Origin of the sequence: Streptomyces barringtoniae, assembly GCF_020819595.1 — a bacterium.
Lineage (GTDB): Bacteria > Actinomycetota > Actinomycetes > Streptomycetales > Streptomycetaceae > Streptomyces > Streptomyces barringtoniae.
The window spans coordinates 72,624-97,209 of record NZ_JAJHNP010000002.1 but is presented as its reverse complement, the minus strand read 5'-3'; the positions used below and the strand labels follow the sequence as shown (position 1 = coordinate 97,209).

13 protein-coding genes are annotated in these 24,586 nt (G+C 75.0%); 4 read left to right on the top strand and 9 right to left on the bottom strand.

Annotation, left to right across the window (positions count from 1 at the left end; genetic code table 11):
* The first annotated feature begins 5 nt into the window (after positions 1–5).
* Positions 6–863 (top strand): DMT family transporter, encoded by an 858-nt coding sequence (locus tag LMU33_RS02745; RefSeq protein WP_228617022.1) that lies wholly within the window; start codon positions 6–8, stop codon positions 861–863.
* Positions 864–1,414: 551 nt separating this feature from the next.
* Here the strand turns inward: LMU33_RS02745 and LMU33_RS02740 are convergent.
* Positions 1,415–2,179 carry an acyltransferase gene (locus LMU33_RS02740; RefSeq protein ID WP_228617020.1) on the bottom strand — a complete coding sequence of 255 codons (765 nt, stop codon included), beginning with the start codon at positions 2,177–2,179 and terminating at the stop codon, positions 1,415–1,417.
* Positions 2,180–2,288: 109 nt separating this feature from the next.
* On the opposite strand from LMU33_RS02740, the gene LMU33_RS02735 reads away from it, so the two are divergent.
* A complete protein-coding gene (locus LMU33_RS02735; protein WP_228617018.1) occupies positions 2,289–2,816 on the top strand; it encodes a gamma carbonic anhydrase family protein in 528 nt (175 codons plus the stop codon).
* Positions 2,817–2,898: 82 nt separating this feature from the next.
* Here the strand turns inward: LMU33_RS02735 and LMU33_RS02730 are convergent, their stop codons facing one another.
* Entirely contained in the window at positions 2,899–3,546 is a 648-nt protein-coding gene (locus LMU33_RS02730) for a DedA family protein (protein WP_228617016.1), read from the bottom strand.
* Positions 3,547–3,797: 251 nt separating this feature from the next.
* Here LMU33_RS02730 and LMU33_RS02725 point away from each other — a divergent pair, with 251 nt between their 5' ends.
* On the top strand, positions 3,798–4,859 hold the full coding sequence (locus tag LMU33_RS02725; protein WP_372477859.1) for a lysylphosphatidylglycerol synthase transmembrane domain-containing protein: 1,062 nt from the start codon (positions 3,798–3,800) through the stop codon (positions 4,857–4,859).
* Positions 4,860–4,866: 7 nt separating this feature from the next.
* On the opposite strand, the gene LMU33_RS02720 is transcribed toward LMU33_RS02725, so the two are convergent.
* The 7 genes from LMU33_RS02720 to LMU33_RS02690 form a co-directional block, all read right to left on the bottom strand.
* A complete protein-coding gene (locus LMU33_RS02720; RefSeq protein ID WP_228617015.1) occupies positions 4,867–5,952 on the bottom strand; it encodes a class I SAM-dependent methyltransferase in 1,086 nt (361 codons plus the stop codon).
* Entirely contained in the window at positions 5,949–7,130 is a 1,182-nt protein-coding gene (locus tag LMU33_RS02715) for a glycosyltransferase (protein ID WP_228617013.1), read from the bottom strand. The genes LMU33_RS02720 and LMU33_RS02715 overlap by 4 nt, the downstream gene beginning before the upstream one ends.
* Positions 7,127–7,921, bottom strand: a complete 795-nt coding sequence (locus LMU33_RS02710; RefSeq protein WP_249813298.1) for an alpha/beta fold hydrolase — start codon at positions 7,919–7,921, stop codon at positions 7,127–7,129. The genes LMU33_RS02715 and LMU33_RS02710 overlap by 4 nt, the downstream gene beginning before the upstream one ends.
* Positions 7,922–7,930: 9 nt before the next feature.
* Positions 7,931–8,251: an acyl carrier protein gene (locus tag LMU33_RS02705; protein WP_228617009.1), complete on the bottom strand. Its 321-nt coding sequence runs from the start codon at positions 8,249–8,251 to the stop codon at positions 7,931–7,933.
* Positions 8,248–13,731: a type I polyketide synthase gene (locus LMU33_RS02700; RefSeq protein WP_228617007.1), complete on the bottom strand. Its 5,484-nt coding sequence runs from the start codon at positions 13,729–13,731 to the stop codon at positions 8,248–8,250. The genes LMU33_RS02705 and LMU33_RS02700 overlap by 4 nt, the downstream gene beginning before the upstream one ends.
* A gap of 1 nt (position 13,732) precedes the next feature.
* On the bottom strand, positions 13,733–21,127 hold the full coding sequence (locus LMU33_RS02695; RefSeq protein WP_228617005.1) for a type I polyketide synthase: 7,395 nt from the start codon (positions 21,125–21,127) through the stop codon (positions 13,733–13,735).
* Between the two features lie 389 nt (positions 21,128–21,516).
* Complete coding sequence (locus LMU33_RS02690; protein WP_228617004.1) at positions 21,517–23,427, bottom strand: RICIN domain-containing protein; 1,911 nt, start codon at positions 23,425–23,427, stop codon at positions 21,517–21,519.
* 338 nt (positions 23,428–23,765) lie between these two features.
* On the opposite strand from LMU33_RS02690, the gene LMU33_RS02685 reads away from it, so the two are divergent.
* Positions 23,766–24,527, top strand: coding sequence for a UTP--glucose-1-phosphate uridylyltransferase (locus LMU33_RS02685; protein WP_228617612.1), 762 nt, complete (start codon positions 23,766–23,768; stop codon positions 24,525–24,527).
* Positions 24,528–24,586: the final 59 nt, after the last annotated feature.

The following is a 24,586-nucleotide window of genomic DNA, read 5'->3' as shown; positions in this document are numbered from 1 at the left end:
CGGCCTTGACAGCATTCTTCGCCCTCACCACCAGCCTCCTGTGGGGACTGGCCGACTTCGGCGGCGGACTGCTGACCCGGCGTACGCCCGCGCTGACGGTCGTGGTCGTCTCGCAGGCCATCGCGACGACGGTCCTCGGCGCGATCGTCGTCGCGACCGGCGGATGGAGCGAGGCCGGGCCCCTCCTGTGGTTCGCGTTCGCCGCCGGGCTGGTGGGTCCGGTGGCCCTGCTCTCCTTCTACAAGGCCCTGGCGCTAGGCCCCATGGGGGTCGTCTCGCCACTCGCGACACTGAGCGTGGCCGTGCCGGTCGGTGTGGGCCTCGTCCTCGGCGAGCGGCCCGGAATGCTCCAGGTAGCGGGCATCGCGGTCGCCGTCACGGGGGTCGTCCTCGCGGGGGGTCCGCAGCTGCGCGGGGCCCCCGTACAACGGCGGACGATCCTGCTCACGCTGGTCGCGGCGCTTGGCTTCGGCACGGTCTTCGCGCTGATCACGGAGGCCTCCACCACCGTCACGGGCCTGTTCCTCGCCCTGTTCGTCCAGCGGCTGACGAACGTCGCGGTCGGCGGAGCCGCGCTCGCCGTCTCCGTCCGCCGGGGCGGCCGGGCGGTGCCGGAGGGCGGCTTCCCGTGGGCCTCGCTGCCCGCGCTGGCCTTCGTCGGGCTCGCCGACATGGCCGCCAACGGCACCTATGCCGTGGCCGCCCAGCACGGCCCGGTGACCGTGGCGGCCGTCCTCGCCTCGCTGTACCCGGTGGTGACCGCGCTGGCCGCGCGCGGCTTCCTCAGCGAGCGCCTGCGGGCGATCCAGGCAGCGGGCGCGGGGCTCGCGCTGCTCGGCACACTGCTACTGGCGACCGGCTGAACCGACCTGCGGGTTCCAGTCCGGGTCCGGGTCAACCTGCGGGTTCCGGTCCCGGCCGCCCAAGCCCGCGGGTTCCCGTCCCGGCCGAGCCGGTCTGCGGGCTGCAGTCCCGGCCAAGCCAGACCGCGGGCTCCCGTCCCGGGCGGGCCAGCCCGCAGGCCCCCATCCCGACCGATCCAGCCCGCGGGCTCCCGTCCCGGGCGGTTCAGCCTGCGGGTCGAGTCCCCTGCCGAGCCAGCCCTGCAGATTTCCATCCCGCCCGAGCCCAGCCCGCAGGCTCCAGTCCCAGGCGGGCCGGCCCACAGGCTCCCGTCCCGGGCGGTTCGGTCTGCGGGGCGAGTCTCGGCCAAGCCGACCTGCGGACTCCCGCCCAGGCCCAGCCAGCCCCGCGATTCCCATCCCGGCCAACCCAGCCCGCACATTCCAGCCCCAGCCGAACCGGCCCGCAGATTACCGTCCGGCCGACCCAGCCCCCGGGCTCCCGTCCCGGGCGACCAGGCCGCGGGCTCCCGTCCCGGACGGGTCAGCCCGCAGGCTCCAGCCCGGACGGGTCAGCTTTCGGGCTCCAGTTGCGCGAGGCGGGTCACCACGTCCTCGTCCAGTTCCGCCAGTGCCCTCAGCTGCTCCGGTGTCGTCCCTTCCGGGATGGGGACCGGGGTGGGCGTCCTGAGTGGCGGCTGCCAGCCCTGCTCGGCCGTCCAGCGGCGGACGACCCGGGCGGGCGCCCCGGCCACCACGGCGTGGTCCGGCACCGTGCCCCGGACCACCGCACCGGCCGCCACCACCACGTTCCGGCCGATGCGCGCGCCCGGCAGGATCACCGCGCCGGTGCCGATCCAGCAGCCGGGACCGATCTCCACCGGCTCCATGCGCGGCCACTGCCTGCCGATGGGCTGGTGCGGGTCGTCGTAGGAGTGGTGGGTGGAGGTGACGTAGACGTACGGGCCGAAGTAGCAGTCGCTGCCGATGGTGACCGTCGTGTCCGCGATGACATGGCTGCCGCGGCCGAGGACCACGCCGTCGCCGATGCGCAGGATCGGTTCCGGACCGAGGTCGAGGTCCGGCATCAGGCCGGCGGTCAGTGTGACCTGTTCGCCGATGATGCAGTGCGAGCCGAGGTGGATCCAGGGCTCGCCGAAGACCGTGCCGAGCGGGAAGGCGAGCCGGGTGGCCTCGCCGATCGCGCCGAACTTCAGGCGGCCGGGGTGATCGGCGGTGACGGAGCCCGTGCGCTGAGCCCAGGCCCAGGCCGCGTGCACCGCGCGTTGGGCGAGGCGGCGGCGCCAGGACGAGAACGTGTTCTTGGGCTTCGGCACGGGCTTACGTTACTCATCGGTTGCCTTCGGCGAGAGGGTGGGCTGCTGTGATCTTTGCCCCACCCTTTGTCGTACCGTGCGGGGTACTTACGGATGCGAGGAGACGGTGATGACACAGCAGGCGCTGATCGTGGGCATCGGTGGCAAGGAGCCGCAGGTCGATCCCGAGGCGTTCGTGGCTCCTACGGCTTCCGTGATCGGCGACGTCACGCTGCACGCGGGGGCCAGCGTCTGGTACGGGGCCGTGGTCCGCGGGGATGTCGAGAGGATCACCGTGGGTGCGCAGGCGAATGTGCAGGACAACGTCACCCTGCATGCGGATCCCGGGTTTCCCGTGAGCGTGGGTGAGCGGGTGTCCATCGGGCACAACGCGGTGGTGCACGGGGCGACGGTCGAGGACGACTGCCTGATCGGGATGGGGGCGACCGTCCTGAACGGGGCCGTGATCGGCGCCGGGTCGCTGGTGGCCGCTCAGGCTCTGGTGCCGCAGGGGATGGTGGTGCCGCCCGGGTCGCTGGTGGCTGGGGTTCCGGCCAAGGTCAAGCGGCCGTTGAGTGAGGAGGAACGGCAGGGGGTCACCCTCAACGGCACCATGTACGCGGAGTTGGCGAAGGCGCACCACGAGGTGCACGGGTAGGCGCCTTCGCGGGTGCGGGTGCGGGTGCGGGTGCGGGTGACCGGGGGTTGCTCGCGCAGTTCCCGCGCGCCTGTCGGGCGCCCTATTCCCCGGCGCTCACGGGCTCTGCCGCTCGGTCCGCCTCCTGCTGGGCCTTCTTCGCCTTGCGCTTGATGATCAGCATCGTGGCCACGCCGATCACCACCGCCGCGGCCAGCCCCACGTACGAGAACTTCTTCAGCCAGCCCTCGGCGACCACGCCGACGTAGTAGACGGCGGCCGTGGTGCCGCCCGCCCAGCAGATGCCGCCGAGGACGTTGGCGATCAGGAACTTCCAGTACGGCATGTGCAGGACGCCCGCGAGCGGGCCGGCGAAGATGCGCAGCAGGGCGATGAAGCGGCCGAAGAAGACGGCCCACATGCCCCACTTCTCGAACGACCGCTCGGCGGTGGCCACATGGCCCTCGCTGAAGTGTCTCGGGAACTTGTTGCCCAGCCAGGCCAGCAGCGGGCGGCCGCCCTTGCGGCCGATCGCGTAGCCGATCGAGTCGCCGATCACGGCGCCCGCTGTCGCGCACGCGCCGAGGACGACCGGATTGATGCCCGAGTGCTGGGAGGACATCAACGCCGCCGAGACCAGGATGATCTCTCCGGGAAGTGGGATGCCCAGGCTCTCCAGACCGATCACCAGGGCCACCACTGCGTAGACGGCGGCCGCGGGCACCGTGTCGAGCCATTCCTGGACGTGCACCGCGGGATCCTCCCCTGTCGCTGTCCTTGCCGTGCGGGGCGCCGCATGTAAAGCGCGCCCCAAGGGAAGGCTACCTGGTCGGCGGTGAACGGCGGCTTGCGCGCACCCGCCCGGCGGCACCGTCCCGCCCTCGCGCCTTCGGTTTTCGGACATCCCCGTGTCACGCGGGAGGGGAAGGCTCCCCGCGGTATCGCCCGACCCGCCTCCCCAGGTCCCCGCCGCGGGACCCGCTGCGGAAGGACGACGTCCCCGTGTCCTCACTGTCTCCGTCCCCTTCGCTCCCCTCCCCGCCGTGTCCCCGGACGGCGGATCCGCTCCCCGTCGGCTCCGGTGATCTGCCGGACCCCGCTCCCGAGGCCGCTCCCCGGCCCGCGTCGCCCCTCGCGGCCCGGCACCTGCGGCTGGCGCTGTGCCTGGCTCCCCTGCTGCTGGCCGCCGGCTGGGCCGCCGCCAACCGCCCGGTGATGTACGAGGGGGTCCGGCGGCTGGTCGCGGCCGACCCGGGGTGGCTGCTGGCCGGGGCGGGTTTCACCTGCCTGAACTGTGTGGCGGCCGCGTGCGTCAGGCAGGGCGCCCTGCCCGACCCGGTGCCCCCGGGGCTGCTGCTGGCCTCGCAGTTCGCCGCCGGTGCCGCCAACCACGCGCTGCCTGGGGGGCTCGGTGCCCATGCCGTCACCCTGCGCTTTCTGCGGGCCCGCGGGGTGCCGCCGGCCCGGGCCACCGCCTCGATCGGGCTGTACTCGCTGGCCAAGTCCGGCGCGAAGACCGTGGTGCTGCTGGTGTTCCTCGCCGCGTCGCCCGCCTGGCGGCGCCTCGGGGATCTGGTCCCGGACGGACGGCTGCTGGTCCCGGTCGCCGCCGTCGCCGGCGGGGTCGTCGCGGTGGCCGGGGTGCTGCTGACGGTCGTACGACCGTTGCGGCGGCCGGTGACCGGGCTGCTGCGTTCCGCCCTCGCCGACGCGCGGGAGGTGCACACGCGGCCCTGCCGGGTGGCCGCACTGTGGGGCGGGGCGGTCGCGATGCCGCTGGTGCAGGGGACCACCCTGGCCTGTGTCGGTGCCTCGCTCGGGCTGGGACTGCCCTGGACGCACGTGGTGCTCGCCTATCTCGCGGCGGGCACGGCCGTCGGCGCGGTTCCGGCGCCGGGCGGGTTCGCGGTCGACGCGGCACTGGTGTGGACGCTGGTCACCTTCGGCTCCGCACCGGCGGTGGCCACCGCGACGGTCATCGGCTACCGGGTGCTGACCGACTGGGTGCCGCTGCTGCCCGGCACCCTGACGCTGTCCGCGCTGATCCGCGCCAAGGTGCTGTGAGTTCCGGTCACTCGCGGCGCGCGACCAGGCGGTAGGCGTTGGACAGGCCGAGGCGGTGGGACAGGGGGCGGATCGCGAACCGGTCGAGGAGCGTCGCCGTGACGAGCGCCGGCACGCCCGCGAGGAGGAGTGCGGTGCGCGTGGCGCGGCGCAGGACGCCGGGCGGCTCGGGCAGCCAGGGGGCGTCCTCGCGCGGGGCGGTGTGGTCGAGGGCCAGCCAGACCGCGGCGAGCAGGTCGACCGGATCGTGCGCCGCGGCGTGCTGCTCGGCGACCACCGTGAAGCCCCGCTCGGTCAGCCGCTGCCGCAGGCCCGCGACCGGCATGAAGTGCAGGTGCTGGGGCTGGAGCCAGGGCAGCCACCAGCGGCCGAGCAGCCGGGCGTAGCGGCTCTCCGGGTCCGGCACCTCGATGAGGAGGTGGCCGCCGGGGCGTACGGCCTCGTGGGCGGCGCGGAGTTCGCGGTCCGGGTCGGTGCTGTGCTCCAGGTAGTGGAACATGCTCACCACGTCGTAGCGGGCGGCGAGTTCGGGCGCGAGATCGGGGAAGGCACCGCGGTAGGCGTGGTCCACGCGGCCCGCGCGGGCGGCGAGTTCGACACCGTCGGTGAAGTCCAGCCCGTCGAAGGCGGTGCCGGGCAGGACGGTGCGGGCGGTCGCGCAGAAGTGGCCGTGGCCGGTGCCGACGTCCAGCCATGCCTTCGGGGTGGGATCGTGCGGGAGTACCGCCTCGGCGCGGGCCCGGTACATGGCGCCACGGCCGCCGAAGGTGCCGCTCATGCGCTGTTCACCGAGGCCGTCGTAGAAGTCCCGGTAGTAGAACTCCAGGCCCTCCTCGGTCAGTCGGGGGTTCTGGAAGATGTGGCCGCAGTCGGCGCAGCGGTCGAGGGTGAAGCGGCCGGGCTTGTGCTGGAGCAGGTCGGTCGTGCGCAGGCGGGTGTCGAGCCGGTCCGAGCCGCACCAGGGGCAGTCGGGGCGGCGGGCGCCGAAGAACCGTTCCGTGCCGGTGGCCAGGTCTCTCTGGTAGGCGGGGCGCAGGGCGGCGACACGGGCCGCCCTGGCTGCGCTGCTGCTGGTGTCCTTGGGGTCGCTCATCGGCTCTCCGCTGCGAGTTGTTCGAGGTGGGCCGCCGCGGCCCGGGCGCCGCCCGCCGCGCGGAACGCGGTGCGGATCCGGGCGGCGGCGGTCCGGTGGGCCGGATCGGTGAGGACGGTGTCGAGGGCCGCGCCCAGCCGGTCCGCGCGGACCCGGCCGAAGCGGACCCGGACACCGGCGCCTGCGTCCACGACCTGTCCGGCCACCACGGGCTGATCGTCCCGGATGGGCGCGACGACGAGCGGGACGCCGTGCCACAGGGCCTCGCACACGGTGTTGTGTCCGGCGTGGCAGACGACGGCGTCCATCCGCTCCAGCAGGGCGAGTTGGGGCACGGACGGAAGGACCAGGACGTCCTTGTCCCCCGGCGGCACCGCGAGGGTGCCGCCCGGGTCGGCGATCACCGCCTGCACCCGGTCGGCGCGTTCCCGCAGCGCGGTGAGGCACTCGGCGAGGAACCGGCCGCCCGTGTCGGCGTTCGCCGTGCCGAGAGTCACCAGGACCTTCGCCCGGGGCTGGGCGAGGCGTTCCCAGGGGAAACCGGGGCCGGCCGGGCGGTGGGCGAGGGAGGGGCCGACGTAGTGGACGTGCGGGGCCAACGGCGCCAGCGGGCCGACGAGTTCGGGTGTGCTGAAGATCATCAGGAGGTGCGGCGAGAAGCGCGGGTCGGCGGTGCCGGACGGGTCGCCGACGCGGGCGCGCAGTTCGCTCAGCCGGTGTCGCAGCCAGGCGACCACCTTCGGCAGGCCGTCGTAGGCACCGGTGAACTCCGCCGAGGTGGTGGCCGAGGTGGCCCACGGCAGTCCGAGGCGTTCGGCCACCAGGGCGCCGGCGAAGGCCTGCTGGTCGGCCACCACCACGTCCGGGCGGAACGCCTCAACGGCCGCACTGACACCCGGTGCCATGGCGTCGGCGAGCGGGAGCAGATACCGCTCCCACAGGAACTTCAGCGCCTCCGCGCCACGCAGGTCCGGCGGCCGTACGGCGCCCTCGGCTCCCGGTACCGGGCCGGCGCAGCCGAACGCCTCCGCGTCCGGGCCCGCGAGCCGCCGTACCAGCGCCGGGTCCGCGCACACCCAGGCCACGCGGTGCCCGTGCGCGGCCAGCCGGGCGGCGACGCCGACGGCCGGGTTGACGTGCCCGGTCAGCGGCGGCACCACGAAGAGGAAGGCGCTCATCCGACCCCCGCCCCGGCGCCGACCAGGTCCAGGATGTGCCCGCCCACGGCGGCCGGCGCCTCCACCAGCACCGAGTGCTCGTACCCGGACAGCACGACCGGCCGGTAGTCCGTCAGCAGCGCGCGCATCAGCGGGACCAGGCCCGCGAGGTCCGACTCGCCGCCGTAGACGCCGAGGACCGGGCAGCGTACGGCCCTGATCGCGGCCTCGGTCAGCACCCGGCTGGCGGGGATGTCCCGGCCGAGGGTGGTCTCGCGGGCGAGCCGGGCCGCGCCCTTGGCCAGCCGGGCGGTGTTGTGGCCGCGGTGGGCGATGATCCAGGCGAGGGCGTCGCGCTCGTTGTGGGCGAGTTCGGTCATGACCCGGTCGAGGATGCGGCCGAGTTTCGCCGCCCAGGCCGCGGTCGCGGGCTCGGACTCGATCAGCGTCAGAGTGGCCGTGCGCTCCGGGTGGCGGGCGGCGAAGCCGAAGGCGATCGTGCCGCCGTAGGAGTTGCCGACGAGGTGGACGGGCCCGGTGACGGCCAGCCGGTCCAGGAGGGCCTCCAGATCGTCGATGTTGTGGTCGAGGGTGTATCCCTGCGGCGGGCGCTCGCTTCGGCCGTGGCCGCGCAGGTCGTACATGACGACGTCGAGGCCGGCCGCGGCGAACGCGGGCGCGACGGTGAAGTAGTAGCTGGCCAGGCTGTCCGTGAGCAGCCCGTGCACCAGGACGATGGTGGCGTGCGGGATGCGGCCGTCGGCCGGCCTCGTGCGCTGGACGTGCAGCCGGATCCCGCCGGCGTCGACCATGGCCACGGCTCAGCCCGCCTGCGTGGTCTTCAGGCTCCACACGACGTACTCCACGAGTCTGCCGACGGTCAGCTCGATGATCTCGTCGAACTCCATGCCGGCCAGGAACTCGGCGAGGTTGACCCGCTGCCCGTAGCGCTCCTCCAGCAGCCCGGCCAGGGTGACGAGGTCGATGCTCTCCAGCTCCAGGTCGCGGTTGAAGGTGGTGGACATGCCGATGAGCACGTCGTCGTCGCCGTACTCCGCCAGCACCGTGCGGAGCATGCCCGTGAGGTCGGCGAGCACGGTGTCGGCGGTGGGCTGCGCCGGGGCCGGCTGGGTGGGGTTCATCGGGGGTACTCCTCGGCTGCTTCGTCGGGGTGTCCGTCGTCGGCTGCTTCGTGGGTCCGGCCGCCCTCGGGGGGTCCGTCGTCGGGGTGTCCGTCGTCGGCTCCCGGCCCGGTCGTCCAGGCCGCCACGTAGGTGCGCCGCGGCAGGGCGGGCGGGTTGGCCACCGGTGCGCACTGCACGGTGTAGACGCGTTCCAGGCGGCCGGAGACCAGCAGCCGGCTGCCGTCCGGCGCGGCCTCCAGGACCGCGAAGTCCCGGGGGCGACCGCCGAATCCGGCGCCCTCGGCCTTGGCGACGGCCTCCTTGGCGGCCCAGAACCGGGTGAACCACACGGCTTCTTCCCCGCCCTCGCCGGAGTGGGTGCGCAGCAGGCGGAGTTCGGCCGGGCCGAGCGCGGTGGCGAGCGTCGCCGGGTCGCGCTCGGTGACCTCTTCGATGTCGATGCCGGGGCCGGGCCGCGGGGTGTGCGGCCGGACGATCGCCACGGCCGCCTCGGCGCGGTGGGCGAGCGAGACGCCCAGCGGGGGCAGGGCGCGGCCGTGCACGCCGGTGACGTACGGTCTTCCCAACTCGTCGTTGTGCACGCGCAGTTCGGCCGGGAAGACGGGTCCCGCGCCCTGCTGCCAGAGCCACTGCCGTACGGCGTCCTTGGCCGCGATGCGGCCGAGCAGCCACTGCCGGCGTCCGCGCGGCGGGCGTTCGGCGTACTCGGCCCGCTCGGCGCCGCCGAGCGAGTTGAGCATGATGAGCTCGCGCGAGGCGAGGTCCGGCCAGCGCTCGTGCACCAGTGCCCAGCCGCCGGGCATGGCGCGGGAGAGGGTGTGGCGCTCGGGGAAGCGTTCCACGGGCCGGGTGGTGGGGTCGTTGTCGAAGCGCCGGTCCTGCCAGCCGCCGATCACGGCCCACACCCGGCCGCCGGCGGTGAGTTCCGCGTCGGCCTCCAGGACGGTGTCCGTGAGGGAGGTGATCCGCAGCACGCAGCCGACCTCGGTGCCGGGGGCCGGGTGCGGTCCGTGGAACCGCAGGTGCCGCATCCGCACGGGGAAGACGACGGTCCGCTCGGTACGGGTCGCCATGATCCAGTAGCCGAGCAACTGGCCCACGTTGTCCAGCAACGCGCCGGGGGCGGCGGGCGCGGTGATCACTCCCCGGACGTGCCGCTCGCCGATCGCGGTGAGGTCGGACAGGCCCTGGAAGCCGGGGCCGTGAAACATCCAGCGGTCCCGGTAGATCCGGGCTGCGGTGTGCTCGGGGCGCCGCTCGACGGCGTCCGGGAGGGGGCTGGGCGGGGGCGGTGCGGGGTGGCACGGGGCGAGTTCGACCGTGGCGCGGGCCGTGGGGCCGAAGGCGACGGTGACGCGGTCCGGACGGCCGGGGAGCGGGGTCACGGTGACGGGTACGTCGACGGGGGGCGTGGCGGTGAGCCAGCGGTCGAAACGGGCCTCGTGCACGGCGACCGCGCACTTGCCCGGGGCCGCCGCCTCGGCCGCGTCCATCATGTGCCGGACGATCGTGGTGGCCGGAACAACCGGCCAACGGTCCGCGATCTCCGGCCATTTGGGGCGCTGCGGGAAGAAGCAGTGGTCCAGGAGGTAGGGCATGGTGCGGGGGGAGACGCGGAGGGTGGTGGTCGTCGGGGCAGCGGCCGTGGGGGCGGGGGCGCCGGCGGTGGCCGTGGCGGTACTTGCAACTGCCGCTGCGGCTGTGCCTGCGGCGGTTCTACGGTCGCGCCGGCCACTCGCCGTGATCAGCTCCGCCGCCGCGTCGGCGGTCTCCCGCAGCAGGGCGGTGAGCTCGGCGGCTGCCGGGAAGTGCGGGGCGACATCGTCCAGTTGGCCCAGGCCGAGGCCAGGGCCGGGACCTGGGCCGGGGTCGGGGTTGCTGGCCGGGTGGCTCGTGGGCGAGGGGTGTACGACGGACGGGGCGGGCCGCAGTTCGGCGCGGAGGGCGTCGAGTACCGGGCCGTCCAGCGAGACGAGCGCGCCACCGAGGTCGAGCCGGACGGGCCGGCGGCGCCGGTGCGCCGACGCGGTCACTGCGGTGCGGGGTGGCGAGGGAGGCGGGGTCACTGCCGTGCGCGGCGGCGGAGCGGCCGGGGTCGGCTTGGTGGGTGGCGGCGGGGCGGGCGCGGTCGTTGCGGTGCGCGGCGGCGCAGCGGGCGCGATCGGCGTGGTGGATGGCGGCGCAGCGGGCGCGGCCGGCGTGGTGGGTCGCGGCTGAGCGGGCGCGGTCGTTGCGGTGCTCGGCAGCGCAGCGGGCGCGGCCGGCGCGGTGGATGACAGCGCAGCGGGCCGGGTCGGCGCAGTGCACGGCAGCGCAGCGGGCCGGGTCGGCGCAGTGGATGACAGCGCAGCGGGCCGGGTCGGCGCAGTGGATGACAGCGCAGCGGGCCGGGTCGGCGCAGTGGATGACAGCGCAGCGGGCCGGGTCGGCGCAGTGGATGACGGCGCGGCGGGTCCGGATGTCGTGGCGCGCGGTGGCAGGGCCGGTGCCACGGAGGCACCCGCAGCCCACAACGCCGTACTCACGCGGCGCAGTTGGGACATACCGCTGCGCTCGGGCGCGTTGGCGGCGACGGCCAGGTGGTCGCGGTCGCCCAGGGTGTCGGCGATCAGGGAGGTGAGACGGCCGGGGCCCACCTGGACGAACACGCGGTGCCCGGCGGCGTACAGGGCCTCGGTCAGCTCGCGGAAGCGGACGGGTTCCAGCAGATGCCGCACGAACAGCTCGCGCACCGCCCGCTCGGCCTGGGGAAAGGGCGCGGCGGTCGACCCGGACCACACCGGAACGGTCGGCGGGTGGAGCCGGAAGCGGTCGGCGGCCTCCTTGATGGGCGCGAGGTACGGCTCCAGCATCGGCGTGTGGAATCCGGAGCGGAAGGGCAGCACCTGGCAGATCACACCCTGCGCGCGCAGGGACCGTACGAACTCCTCGACCGCCGCGCCGGGCCCGCAGACCATGGACTGGCGGGGCGCGTTGTCGTGCGAGAGCACGATCCCGGAGCCGGCCCAGGACTCGGCGAGCAGGCCGCGGACGTGCGCGGCGGAGGTGCCGAGGGCGGCGAAGGCCAGACCGGGGACGGTGACGGTGTCCGGGTCGAACCCGGCCATGAACGCGTCCACTTGGTCCGGCGCGTAGAGCCCGCCGGCCACCATGGCCGTCCACTCGCCGACGCTGTGTCCGGCCACCGCGTCCGGTAGGACACCCATGCCGCGCAGCGCCCGGTCCAGCAGGCGGCCCACACCGACGACCCCGAAGCCGTGCCGTCCGACGTCACCGACCCGGACGTCGGTGCCGGGCAGCGGGGTGAGGCCGAAGTGGGCGGCGATGTCGTCGGTGCGGGGTGTGAAGTCGCCTTCCAGGCCGGGGAAGACGAACGCCGATCTGCCGCCGCCGACGGGACCGAGCAGCGGGCCCGGCCGGAACCACACATCGCTACGGCCGTGCCAGGCGCGCCCCTTGGTGACGGCCCGGCGCGCCAGCGCGAGCCGCCTGGCGGTCGGGGCCACGATCCCGAGGCGGACCGGGCCGGCGTCGGGGTGCGACAGGTCCGGGTCGAGTCCGGCGGCAAGGACGGCCGAGTCGTCGGCGCGCAGGAGGGCGACGAGATCCGGCACGCCGTCAGCGGCCAGCAGGAGGATCCGCTCGGGCTCGGCGACGCGGGCGGGGGCGGGGGCCGACGTCGGGGCCGGGGCCGGGGCTGGGTCCGGGGCTGAGGCGGGAGCCGAGGCCGGGGCCGGCGCCGAGGCCGGAGCCGGGACCGGGGCCGGCTCCGGGCCGGGCGTCCTTTCCGACACCGGACTGGCCGGAGCGACCTCCGACGGCGCGGAAGAGACACACGCGGCGTTCGCAGACGCCTCATCTGCACGCGGAGCCACCGCCGTCGCCACATCTGCACGCGGGGCCACCGCCGTCGCCTCATCTGCACGCGGAGTCACCGCCGTCGCCACATCTGCGCGCGGCACGCCCGCCGATGCCACACCTGCACCTGCGGCCCCCGCCCGCGCAGCCTGCGGCCGGGGCGAGGGCGCGCACCGTGCCTCCCCCGGCACCGAACGACCCCCCGGCGCCTCCTCCAGCACCACATGGGCGTTGATCCCGCCGAAGCCGAAGGCGTTCACGGCGGCCCGGCGGACCGGTTGCCGGGCGTCCGTCTCCCAGGGGCGGGCCTGCTCCAGTGTGCGGAAGCGGGTGGCGGCGAGGGCGGGGTGGGGGTCGTCGCAATGGAGAGTGGGCAGGAGAGTGCCGTGGTGGACGGCGAGGGCGGCCTTCACCAGACCGGCGACCCCCGCGGCGGGCATGGTGTGGCCGATCATCGACTTCACCGAGCCGAGGACGGGGCAACGGTCTTTTCCCCGTCTGGGCCCGAACACCTCGGTGAGCGTGGTGAGTTCGGCCGCGTCTCCGGCAGGGGTGGCCGTGCCGTGCGCCTCCAGCAGGCCGAGGGAGTCCGGGGCGGCGGGGTCGAGCCCGGCGGCCCGCCAGGCCTGGCGCACGGCTCTGGCCTGCCCGCCCGGGTCCGGTGCGACCAGCCCCGCCGTACGGCCGTCGCTGGCCACGCCCGTGCCCCGGATCACCGCGTACACCCGGTCGCCGGCGCGTTCGGCGTCCGCGAGCCGCTTCAGTACGACGACGCCCGTGCCCTCGCCGATGAGGATGCCGTCGGCGTCGCGGTGGAAGGGGCGGATGCGCTGGCTCGGCGACAGGGCGCGCAGTTGGGCGAAGACGCTCCAGAGCGTGATGTCGTGGCAGTGGTGCACTCCCCCGGCCAGCATCAGGTCGCAGCGGCCGGTGGTGAGTGCGGTGACCGCCTGGTCCACGGCGACCAGGGAGGAGGCGCAGGCCGCGTCCACGGTGTAGGCGGGGCCGCGCAGGTCAAGCCGGTTGGCGATGCGGGAGGCGGCGAGGTTCGGGACCAGGCCGATCGCGGACTCCGGGGTGTCGGGACCGAGTCGTTCGGTGAACGCCGCGCGGATGCGGTCGAGTTGGGCCCCGGAGAGATCGGGTAACAACTCGCCCAGGGTGCGGGTGAGTTGTCCGGCCGTGCGCACGCGCTGGTCGAGGCGGACCAGGCCGGGGGTCAGATAGCCGCCACGGCCCAGAGCCACGCCGATCCGGTCCCGAGCCGGGAGCCGTTCCTCGCCGCCGGCGTCCGCGAGCGCTGCGGCGGCCACGTCGAGGGCGATCAACTGGTCGGGTTCGGTGCCGGGCACCGAGGCGGGCATGATGCCGTACCGGGTGACGTCCACCTCGGCGAGGCCGTCCACGAATCCGCCGCGCCGGCAGTAGATCCAGTCGGGGGCGGCGGGTCCGGTGTCCGAGCCGGGCCGGTAGTAATCGGCGTCCCAGCGGTCCGCCGGGACGTCGCTGATCGCGTCGACTCCGTCACGCAGGTTGCGCCAGTAGGCGTCGAGGCCCGGGGCTCCGGGCAGCAGCACCGCCATCCCGACGACGGCGACAGGAGTTTGACGTGTCGACATGTCACCAGCCCGATGCGGTGTAGACGACGGCGCGGACGGACGGTTCGCCCCAGGCGAGCTCCCGCAGCAGGGCCGCGGTGCCCTCGTCGGGGTCGATCAGCTCGATCCCGCGCCGGGCGTACTCACGGCCGAGTTCCGCGCCGACCATGCCGCCGTGCGTCACGGACGGCGCCCAGGGCCCCCAGTGGACGGTCAGCGCGCGAGCGCCGGTACGGGCGGCCCAGTCGGCGCCGAGGGTCTCCAGGGCGTCGTTGGCGGCGGCGTAGTCGGACTGGCCCCGGTTGCCGAGCACGGCGGCGATGCTGCCGAACAGCACGGTGAACGCGGGGACGCCCGGCAGGTCGTCCAGGGCGGCGAACAGCGCTGCGGCGCCGGCCGTCTTCGTGCCGTAGACCCGCTGGAAGGACTCGGGGGTCTTGTCGGCGATCAGCCGGTCCTCGATGACCCCCGCGGCGAAGACGACCCCGTCGAGGCGGCCGTGTTCGGCGTGGGTCTCCTTGACCGCCCGCAGGACGGCGTCCCGGTCCCGGAAGTCCACCGAGCGGTAGCGGGCCTCGCTGCCGAGTGCGCGGAGTTCCACGAGGGTCGCGGTGATCTCCCGCTGGGCGAGGATCAGGGCGGCGGCCCGATTGATCCCGGCGGGACCGGGTGCACCCGGCCGCGCGGCGAGCGCCGCCCGCAGCTCGACGGGGGTGCGCGCGGCGGCGGTGTGCGGGTCCTCGGGGGCGTCGGGCGCGGGCGTACGGCCCAGCAGGTCGATACGGCACCGGCAGGCGCCGGCCAGCGTGGCAGCGAACCTCGCGGTGATGCCGCGGGCGCCGCCGACCAGCAGGACTACGGAATCCCGGTCGAGGCCGAGCGCGGCCGCCTCGGCGGCACCGTCCCCGGCTGGTCCGGCGCCGGTGGCGGCAAGCGGGCCGAGAGGCGCGGGCACCAGCGTGAGGCCGTGCCTGACACCGGTCGCCGTACGCAGGACGACGGGGGCCGGTTCGGGCGCCCGCAGCTCGGCGAGCAGGGCGTCGGCGACGGCCGCGGGGGCGGTGTCCGCGACGGCGACGACCCGGGCGAGCAGGTCCGGGTACTCACGGCCGACGCTGCGGAACAAGCCGTCCAGTCCCGCCGCCCGGTGAGCACCCGCAGGATCGGCGGCCCGCAGGGCGAGCAGTCGGCTCGGGCTCTGGGCGAGCGCCGCGCGCAGCACCGGGAAGGCGTCCGGCAGCACCGGGAGGTCGGGGCCGGGCAGTGCGCCGAGGTACACCGCACCGTCGACCCGGCCGTCGGCCGCGGTGAGGAGGTGGCCCGCGTCGAGCACCACGGCTTCGGCACCGTGCTCGGCGAGCCGCGCCGCGACCTCCGCCGCCACGCCCGCACCGTCGCCGAGGAGGGCGAAACGCCGGCCGGACAGGGCGTGGCCTCCGCCTCCGCCTCCGCCTTCGCCGACAGCCGGCTCTGGCTCCGGGAGGGGCACCGGACGCAACTCGCAGCGCCGGGGCGGGACGCCGGGGACGGGGGTGTATGCCGTCAGGGGGTACGCCGCTTCGGCCGGTTCCCGGTCACCGGTGCCGGACTCCTCGTGCAACCCTCCCGCGACGCCGGACCGCGCCCCCACCCGCGCCGTCAGCCACCCCGTCACGGCCGCGGCCGTACGCGCCTTGGCCAGCTCCTCCAGTTCGGCGTCCTCCAGAACCTCGGCGCCGCCCGCGATGCCCAGCCGCTTGGCGAGTTCGCCCGCTATCTCGGCCCGCTTGATCGAGTCGATGCTGAGGTCCGCCTCCAGGTCGAGGTCGGGCTCGATCATGTCGACGGGGTAGCCGGTGCGTTCGCTGATGATCTCCAGGACGACCCGCTCGATGTCGGCGACCGGCACTTCGCCGTCCGGCTCGCCGTTCGGCTCGGGCAACTCCGCTTCCACCGGCGGCAATTCAGGTGCGACCGACTGGCGAACCGGTACGGCCGGAACCGGCGCCGGCGGTGTGGCGCCGGGCGACGCGCCGAAGTAGGTCAGCAGGACGTCGCGCTGGGCCGCGATCATCTCCCGGCTGGTGCGCAGGAATTCGGAGATGAGCGCGTCCCGGTCGGCCGGGGCGCCGTACGGCTGGTCGGTGGTCACGGTCGTCTCCACGACTCGTCGGGCCGGTGCGAGGGCACCGGGCAGGAGTGCTCCGTCGGCGGTGCGGACGAGGTGTCCGTCGACCGTCCAGCCGGGCCGTTTCGGTGCCGGGCCGCGCAGCGCGTCGACGGCGTCGCGCCCCCGCAGGAGCCAGGCGGTGCGCACGGGCTGTCCGGCGACGGCGAGCCGGGCGAGGGCGTCGAGCCAGCCGCGCAGGCCGCTGCCGGCGTCCGGTTCGCAGGCGACGGTGCGATGCGGGCGGTCACCGAGGATCCGTGCGACGAGCCGGGTGAGGACCGTGCCGGGGCCCGCCTCGACGAAGACGCGGGCGCCCGCCTCGTACATGGCCTCGATCTGGGCGGCGAAGGCGACGGGGGCGCCGATCTGGGCGGCGAGTCCGGCGCGCACCTCGTCGGGGTCGGACGGATAGGGCGCGGCGGTGCGGTTGGCCCAGACGGGGAACTCGGGGGCCCGGACCGTCTTGTCCGCGAGAACCTTGGCGAACCGCTCCCCTGCAGCGGCCACGAGCGGGCTGTGGAAGGCGCAGGCCACGGGGATGCGCCGCGCGCCGATTCCGGTGTCGCGCAGCAGCCGTACGGCCGTCTCGACATCCGCCGTCGGTCCGGAAACCACCGTCTGCTCGGGTGAGTTGAGGTTGGCGACGACGACGGAGGCGGGTGCGCCGGTCGTGCGCAGGGTGCGTACGACGGTCTCGGCGCCGGCGCCGACGGCGGCCATGGTGCCCGGGTCGTCGCCCGCCGCCGCCAGGATCGCGCCGGCCCGCTCGGCGCTCAGCTGCAGCAGTGTCTCGGGGTCCAGGGCGCCGGCCGCGGCGAGGGCGACCAGCTCGCCGTAGCTGTGCCCGGCGGCCTGGTCGGGGTGGACCCCGGCCGAGGTGAGGAAGGCGTGGGCGGCGAGGCCCGTGATGCCGAGGGCGGGCTGCGCGGCCCGGGTATCGGTGAGGGCGGCCCGCCGGCGCTCCCGCGCGGCCTCGTCGAAGGCGGCGGGCGGGTGGACGGCGTCGGCGTGCGCGCGACCGAGGTCCAGGTAGTACCGCAGCTCGGGAAGGTGGACCAGGAGCTCGGCGAGCATCCCGGGACGTTGACTGCCCTGCCCGGGAAAGAGAAGGGCGACCTTGCCCGACACCGGGCCGCCGCCCCCGCTGTCCACCGACGCCGCGAACCTGCCCTCGACCGACGCCGCGCCTCCGCCATCCAACGACGCCGCGACCCTGCCATCCATCGGCTCCGCGGCCTTGCCCTCCACCAGGCTCTCGACGCCACGCTCCACCCGGTCCGCGCCACCCGTCTCCACCGGACCCGCGAAGCCACGCTCCACCGGGTCCTCGACTCCGCCCTCCACCCGGTCCGCGCCGCCACCCTCCACCAGCCTGTCGACGCCACGCTCCGCCAGACCCGAGCCACCTGCCTCCACCAGAGCCGCGACGCCGACTTCCCCCGACCCAGCGCCACCCCCCTCCACCAGACCCGCGACGCCAAGCTCCCCCGACCCAGTGCCACCCCCCTCCACCGAGCCCGCGCAGCCCTCCTCCACCCGAGCCGACAGCCCGCCTCGCGCCGGATACGCGCCCGCGCCCCGTACCGCATCCGCACCCGCACCCGCACCCGCACCCGCGGTGCCGTCCTCCCCCGCCTCCCCCACCGCATCCGCCACGTGGATCCCGGCGGCCGGATCGCACTCGCCCGCGAGGAGCCGTCGCAGTTGGCCGGTGAGTTCGTCGGTGTCGCGGGCCACGAGCGCGGCCCGTACCGGTTCGTGTGAGGTGTCGGCGCGGCGGGCCGCGGCGAGGGCGAGGTCGCGCAGGCGCCAGGGGTGGCCGTCGGTCTCGGCGGCCCGGAGGAGCTCCGCGGCCTGCCGATGGGCCGCCGCCGTGTCCCGGCCCCGGAAGAGGAACAGCTCGGCGGGCCAGGCGTCCACAGACCGGCGGGGCGGTGCGGCGTCGGCGTGAGCGGCCAGCACGGCATGGAAGTTGGTGCCGCCGAAGCCGAACGCGCTCACGCCGGCCAGGCGTTCGGCGGCCGGTGCCGTCCAGGGCCGGGCGCGGGTGTGGAAGACGAACGGGCTGTCGCCCTCCGCCCAGGCCGGGTTGGGCCGCTCCAGATGCAGGGTGGGCGGGGTGACACCGGTGTGGAGGGCGAGGGCGGTCTTGATGAGGCCCGCGAGGCCGGCGGCGCACTTGGTGTGACCGATCTGCGACTTGACCGAGCCGAGCGCACAGCCGGCCGCCTGCGCGCCCGCCTCGGTGAACACCTCGCTGAGCACGGTGAGTTCGGTGCGGTCGCCGACGACCGTGCCGGTGCCGTGCGCCTCGACCAGGCCGACGTCCGCGGGCGAGACACCGGCGTTGCGGTACGCCCGCTCCAGGGCCGCCCGCTGGCCTTCGGGGCGGGGTGCGGTGAGGCCGAGGGAGCGGCCGTCGCTGGCGGAGCCGAGGCCCTTGACCACGCCGTAGATCCGGTCGCCGGCACGTTCGGCGTCCGCGAGCCGTTTGAGGACCAGGCAGGCCACGCCCTCGCCGAGGGCGATGCCGTCGGCGCGGGAGTCGAAGGCGCGGGAGCGCCCGGTCGGGGAGAGCGCGTGGACGGAGGAGAACAGGACGTAGTCGTTGATGCCGTTGTGCAGGTCGGCGCCGCCGCACAGCACGAGGTCACTGGTGCCGGAGACGAGTTCCTTGCAGGCCACGTCGAGGGCGGCGAGGGAGGAGGCGCACGCGGCGTCGACGGTGAAGTTGGCGCCGCCGAGGTCCAGCCGGTTGGCGATCCGGCCGGAGATGACGTTGGCGAGCATGCCGGGGAAGGAGTCCTCGGTCAGCCGGGGCAGTTGCCCGTCCAGCCCGTCGGGCACCGTGCCGTAGTACGACGGGAGTACGGCGCGCAGGGTGACGGCGTTGGACAGGTCGCTGCCCGCCTCGGCGCCGAAGACGACCGAGGTTCGCGTGCGGTCGAACTCCCGCCCCTGCTCGCCGTATCCGGCGTCCTCCAGCGCCCGGCGGGCCGCCTCCAGGGACAGCAGCTGGACGGGCTCGATGTTGCCGAGGGAGGCGGGCGGGATGCCGTAGCGCAGCGGGTCGAAGGGGATGCGGGGCAGGAATCCGCCCCACTTGGACGCCGTGGTGCCGGCCGCGTGGTGCACGGCCGGGTCCCAGCGTTCGGACGGCACCTCGGTGACGGCGTCGCGGCCGCCGACGATGTTGGACCAGAAGGCGGCGAGGTCGGGGGCCTGGGGGAACATGCAGGCCATGCCGACGATGGCGATGTCCAGCGGTGCGGGCGGCTCCGGCTCGGCGGCGCAGGCCCCGGCGCTCGGGTGGGCGGCCCGCCGCGTCAGCAGATCGGCGGCGCCGTCGGTGACCGAGCGGTGCAGGTCCGCCAGGGTGGTGGTCGCCGAGCGCAGGACGGCGACCTCGCCGGCCATGAACATGCCGTCCGTGAGCTGCCGTTCCTCGTCCACGGTCGCCAACGCGCCGTCGGTTCGGCGCTCGACGCCCTTGCTGGCGATGCGCAGCCGGCCGACATTGAGCCGTTCCAGCTGTTCCCAGACCTCGCGGTCGGTCAGCCCCTGCGCGCGGAGAGCGGCCTCGTGCGCACGGTAGTCACCGGTGAAGGGGCTCGGGACACAGCGGGTGGCGTGGCCGGGGGCGGTCTCCAGGAGGGTGGTCGTGGTGGCGGTGAGCACCTGCCGCTGGAAGACGGGCCGGACGGCGCCGTGCGCGACGGCCTCCTCGGTGAACAGGTAGGCGGTGCCCATGAGCAGGCCGACGGCGGCGCCCCGGGCGGTGAGCGGTGCGGCCAGGGCCGCGACCATCGCCGCCGACCGCTCGTCGTGGACGCCGCCGGCGAAGAACACCTCCAGCCGCCGGGCGGTCGGATCGTCGGCCTGGTCCAGGAAGTCCTGCAGTACGGCGAGTTGGGCCTCCCAGAGGGGGAAGGAGGCCCGGGGCCCCACATGACCGCCGCACTCGGACCCCTCGAACACGAACCGGCGCGCGCCTGCGTCCAGGAACTGCCGCAGCAGTCCCGGCGAGGGCACGTGCAGGTAGGTGCGGATCCCGGCCCGCTCCAGCGTCTCGGCCTGGGCGGGCCGTCCGCCGGCGATGATCGCGTGTGTGGGCCGCAGTTCGCGTACGGCGTCCAGCTGGGCGTTCCTGGTCTCCTCGGGGGCGAAGCCGAGCACGCCGACGCCCCAGGACCGCCCGTCCAGCACGGCCCGCGCCTCGGTGAGCATCGACCGGGTCCGCGCGCCGTCGGCGAGGGCCAGCGCCAGGAACGGCAGCGCCCCGTCCGCGGCGACGGCCGCGGCGAAGCCCGCCTGGTCGCTGACCCGGGTCATGGGGCCCTGCGCGACGGGGAGCCGGGTCCCGAGCGCCCGGCTCATGGCCGAGTCCGGTCGCAGTGCCGTGGCCGCTCCGCCGTCGGCCACGCCGTCGATCGCCTTCGCCACCTCGCGCACCGACCGCCGTAGGTCCCCGAACCGTTCGGCGAACCGGGCGGCCAGGAAGCCGTCCTGGCCCACCGGCAGCAGCCTGCCGCGCAGGTCGTCCGCGCCCAGCAGGGGTGCGACCGCCCCGGGGTCGTCGGCCGGCGGGCGGGGGGCGTCCGGTCCCCGGCGCCGTAGTACCCGGTGGCCGCCCAGCACCACGGTCTCCGAGCCGTCCAGGGTGCGCAGCACGGAACGGACCGTCTCGGGCAGCCCCGACTCGGCGAGCAGGGCCAGCTGGCTGTCGAGGACCACTCCGGCGGCACCGCCGGCCACCGCGGCCGCCGCCGTACGCGGGCCGATGCCGCCGCAGGCCCAGACCGGGAGGCGGCGCGACTCCTCGTCGGACAGCAGCTGTTGCAGCAGGACGAAGGTGCTCAGCTCGCCGACCCGGCCGCCGCTCTCGCCGCCGCGGGCGATCAGCCCCTGGGCACCTGCGCGCACGGCCGCGTGCGCCTGGCGGATGTCCGTGACCTCCGCCAACACGCGGCAGGCGGAGGGGAGTTCGGACCCAGACCAGTTCGCGTCGGCGGTGAGGACCACGGTGTCGGGGGCGTCGCCGGCCTCGGCCGGGGTCAGTGCGCAGCGCCCCGTCACCCGTACCCCGAAGGGCCCCGGCGCGGATCGTCTCAGCCGGGACAGCGCCTCCCGGGATCTCCGGTCCCCGATGCCCAGGTCGAGGATGCCGAGCGCCCCGGCGGCGCAGGCCGCGGCGGTGAGACCGGCGTCGGGTTCTCCGAAGGGGGTGAGGCACAGGACGAGGTCATGGGGGCGCACAGGCGAGGTCATGATGCTCCGGCACGATCGGCGAGACAGCACGGTGGGGGGTGTGCGGCGGAACGCTCTGGTGCGAGGGCACCGGAAACTAGCCTCGGCCTACTCACGGGTCAATAACGACGCCCCCTTTTCGCGCCCGGTGACATCGATTCGGCCAGCGGTTCCAATTCGCCGCAAGAACCGGAAAAACGCGGTAATTCCCCTCACCGGTGCGGGCGGGGAACCACGCCGGTCCCCGCACCACACCACCACAATCCCGGCAAAGCCCCCGCCTGCGTCACCGCCCACTCACCCGGCCGCAACGCGGCGGTACATCCACTCGAAGTCTGTAAATTCCACATGACTTCGGTGTCGTGGCCCGATCGCGGTGCCGGGGGCCGGGGTACGTCCCGTGCGGCGCGTCAGCGCAGCAGCGTGCCCACGGTCGCCGGTACGGCGGCGACCGTGCCGGTGACCGGCGGGAGGGCCCGGTGCACCGCGCGCACCGCCCTGGCGGGCGACACGGAGCCGGTGCGCCGCCGGTCGTGGCCGGCCCGGACCTGCGCGACCCGGGTCTCGCCCGACTCCCCCACCCCCGCTCCGCTCCCCGTGCCCTCCGGCTTCCCGCGCGAGGTGTTCCCGTGCGGCGGGCCCTCGGTACCGCCTTTCGAGAGTCCGACGCCCTTCGGCGCCCCCTCGCCGGGCAAGGACCCATCGCCCTGCTCAGGCCCATCGCCCTGGGAGAACCCCGGCTGCCGCCCCCCTGGCGCGTCCGCCCCGCCCTGCGCCGCGTCCGGCCGACCCGCTCCTGCCCCCTCCGCCGCCGGCTCCAGCACCCAGAGCTGCTCCGGCGAACCGTCGCGCGGAACCAGCGTGACGCGGGCCGATGTGTCGCCGGAGTCCGGAGCGAGCGCGAGGCCCACGTGCCGGCGCGGCAGGATCTCGCCGCGCACGGTGATGTCGTACGCGACCTCTCCGGCGTGCACGACGCATCCGGCCAGCACGACGCTCCGCGTCCCGGGGTCGGCGGCCAGGCACAGGGAGGGGTCGACTGCGCTGCGCAGCAACCCGTCGTCCTGGTACGACCACTGCTGCGAGGCGGCGGCGGCGCAGGGTGCGAGCCCGACGCCCGCGCCCGCCCGCACGCCGTCCCCGCGTACGGCCAGGCAGCGCCCGGAGGCGAGGGCGCGCAGGCCGCCGTGGGCCACCTCGTCGCCTTCGCCGGCCGGGGCGGTGGAGGAGGTGGCGGCCCGGGTGCCGGTGCCCTCCGCGTGTGTGGAGTGGCCGGCGGGGGCACCCCAGGTGGCGCCGGGCACGGGGACACCGTTGTCATCGGACCAGCTCCTGGCCACGAGGACGGTGGCGAGCAGCGCGAGCGAGGCCAGTCCCACGCCGACGACCAGTGCCGTGCGGTGGCGGCCGCCGGGCCCGGTGCGGTGTCTGCCGCCCGCCCCCGGGGCCACCGGGGCGGGTGCCGGCCCGCACGGCAGTTCCTCGGCGGCGCCGCGTCCGGGGCGGGAGTCGAGGTAGCGGCGGGCGCCCCAGCCGAGCACGGTCTCGGCGAGCAGGAGGCCCAGGCCGCCGTCGAACAGCCCGAAGGTCTCGGCGGCGTACCGGCAGCACGGACAGGCCGTCAGATGCTGCCGCACCTCCGGCAGCAGGGCGCCGCCACGGCGCATGGGTACGTCCAGGAGCCGGTTGTAGAAGCGGCATTCCCTGGAGGGCGCGAGTTCCCGGTGGCCGCGTACGCAACCCGCCCGGAATTGCTCGCGTGCCTGTTCCAGGGCGGCCGTCGCGGTGACCGGGTCGATACCCAGCAGACCAGCGGGTATGTTTATCGGCTCCGCTTCCACCTCGGTGTGCCACAGAAGGCATTGCGAGGCGCCGGGAAGTGCCTGGAACGCGCGTTCGGCGAGTTGTCGTCTTTCCGGTGTTCCGGGGTTTGTCGCACGCAGTCCGCGACCTCCGGCGGGTTTGCGCAATTCCGGCAGGGTCGCGCAGGCGACGTCGTCCGCCGCCCAGGCGCGGACGGTGTCGCGGACGGCGACGAGCAGGTGCGGGCGCAGGGCGCCGCCGGCCGCTCCGCCCGCCAGCCGGCCGAGGACCTCGTGGAAGGCGGCGGTGGCCACGAGTTGCGGCACGGGACCGGCGGAGGCCAGGCAGACGACGGCGTAGTCGCGGGCGGCGCGCCAGTGGCGGGCCAGCAGCAGGGCGACGGCGTGATGGCGGACGGAGTGGGGGCCGCCGAGCCGGGCGACGAGATCGCGGTCGGACTCCCCGGGCGAACCGGGCAGCGGCGGATAGGGCGGGCGTGGGGGGTGTGGGGGCTGCACGGAACCATTTCCTTCCAGCCGCAGGACCGCGCACGAAATGCCGTCCTGTCGGAAAGCAGTGCCGATGTGGTGCATACCTGGTTCTGGTACATACCTAAAGGGCCGGCCTGGGCGTTCGACGCCTGCCTCTGCCCTCCCGCGGGAAGGCTCACCTTCGCACACGCGACTCACAGGAAACAAGAAGTTCGATTGACTCGACTTCAGAGTCGGTGAAATGCACGGGAGTTACCGTCGGTATCACTTCCACGGCTCGTTCCCGTGTTTCTCCGGGCGGGCTCCCATCGGCGTGTCCGAGCATGGCCCGCATGATCGCCTCCCACCCTCCCAGCGGCCCCCGCATGCCCCGGTCCGGTCCGCAACGTCGAGGCGGCCGCGGCAACCACTTCGACAGCGCCTTCGAACTGCAGCAGGCGCCGGCGGCCAAGGGCGACACCGTGCGGCTGGACGCGGTGCGCGATCCGGCGCGGCCGGCCGACATCCACCGCATCCGCCAGGGCGACCCGCTCGGCCTCGGCCACGCTGTGCTGTGCGCCCGCCACCACGTCGGCGACCAGCCCTTCGCGGTCCTGCTCGGCGACGATCCGATCGACCCGCGCGGGACCCTGCCGAGCCGGATGCTCCAGGTCCGCGAGCGGTACGCGGGCAGCGTGGTGGCACTGATGGAGGTCGACCCGGCGCGGATCCACCTCTACGGCTGCGCGGCGGTGGAACCGGCCGGCGAGGACGGGGTGGTACGCGTCACCGGACTCGTGGAGAAACCGGCGCCCGGGATCGCGCCGAGCCGGTACGCGGTGCTCGGCCGCCACGTCCTGAACCCGGCCGTGTTCGGCGTCCTGGAGCGCACCGCGCCGGGCCGCGGCGGCGAGATCCAGCCGACGGACGCCCTCCAGGACCTCGCGGCGGACGGCACCGTGCACGGGGTCGTCCTCGACGGTCCGCGCCACGACACCGGCGACAAGGCCGACTCCGTGCGCACGGTGGTCCGGCCGGCCTGCGCCCGCCCCGGCCTCGGCCCCGAATTCGCCGACTGGCCGAGGGAGTTCGTGGCAGGGCTGGAGGAGGGCGCAGCCGGCAGCAGGGGCCGGCGGCGTGCGGCGTAGAGCGAACGCACGCGAGCAGAGGGGCCCTTCACCTGTCGGCTCCCCTCAAGTGCCCAGTA

Bases quoted from the DNA above. Each gene is read 5' to 3' on its own strand.
- LMU33_RS02735 (WP_228617018.1), top strand. From the start codon at position 2,289: ATGACACAGCAGGCGCTGATCGTGGGCATCGGTGGCAAGGAGCCGCAG.
- LMU33_RS02720 (WP_228617015.1), bottom strand. From the start codon at position 5,952: ATGAGCGACCCCAAGGACACCAGCAGCAGCGCAGCCAGGGCGGCCCGT.
- LMU33_RS02715 (WP_228617013.1), bottom strand. From the start codon at position 7,130: ATGAGCGCCTTCCTCTTCGTGGTGCCGCCGCTGACCGGGCACGTCAAC.
- LMU33_RS02710 (WP_249813298.1), bottom strand. From the start codon at position 7,921: ATGGTCGACGCCGGCGGGATCCGGCTGCACGTCCAGCGCACGAGGCCG.
- LMU33_RS02705 (WP_228617009.1), bottom strand. From the start codon at position 8,251: ATGAACCCCACCCAGCCGGCCCCGGCGCAGCCCACCGCCGACACCGTG.
- LMU33_RS02700 (WP_228617007.1), bottom strand. From the start codon at position 13,731: ATGTCGACACGTCAAACTCCTGTCGCCGTCGTCGGGATGGCGGTGCTG.
- LMU33_RS02695 (WP_228617005.1), bottom strand. From the start codon at position 21,127: ATGACCTCGCCTGTGCGCCCCCATGACCTCGTCCTGTGCCTCACCCCC.
- LMU33_RS02685 (WP_228617612.1), top strand. From the start codon at position 23,766: ATGCCCCGGTCCGGTCCGCAACGTCGAGGCGGCCGCGGCAACCACTTC.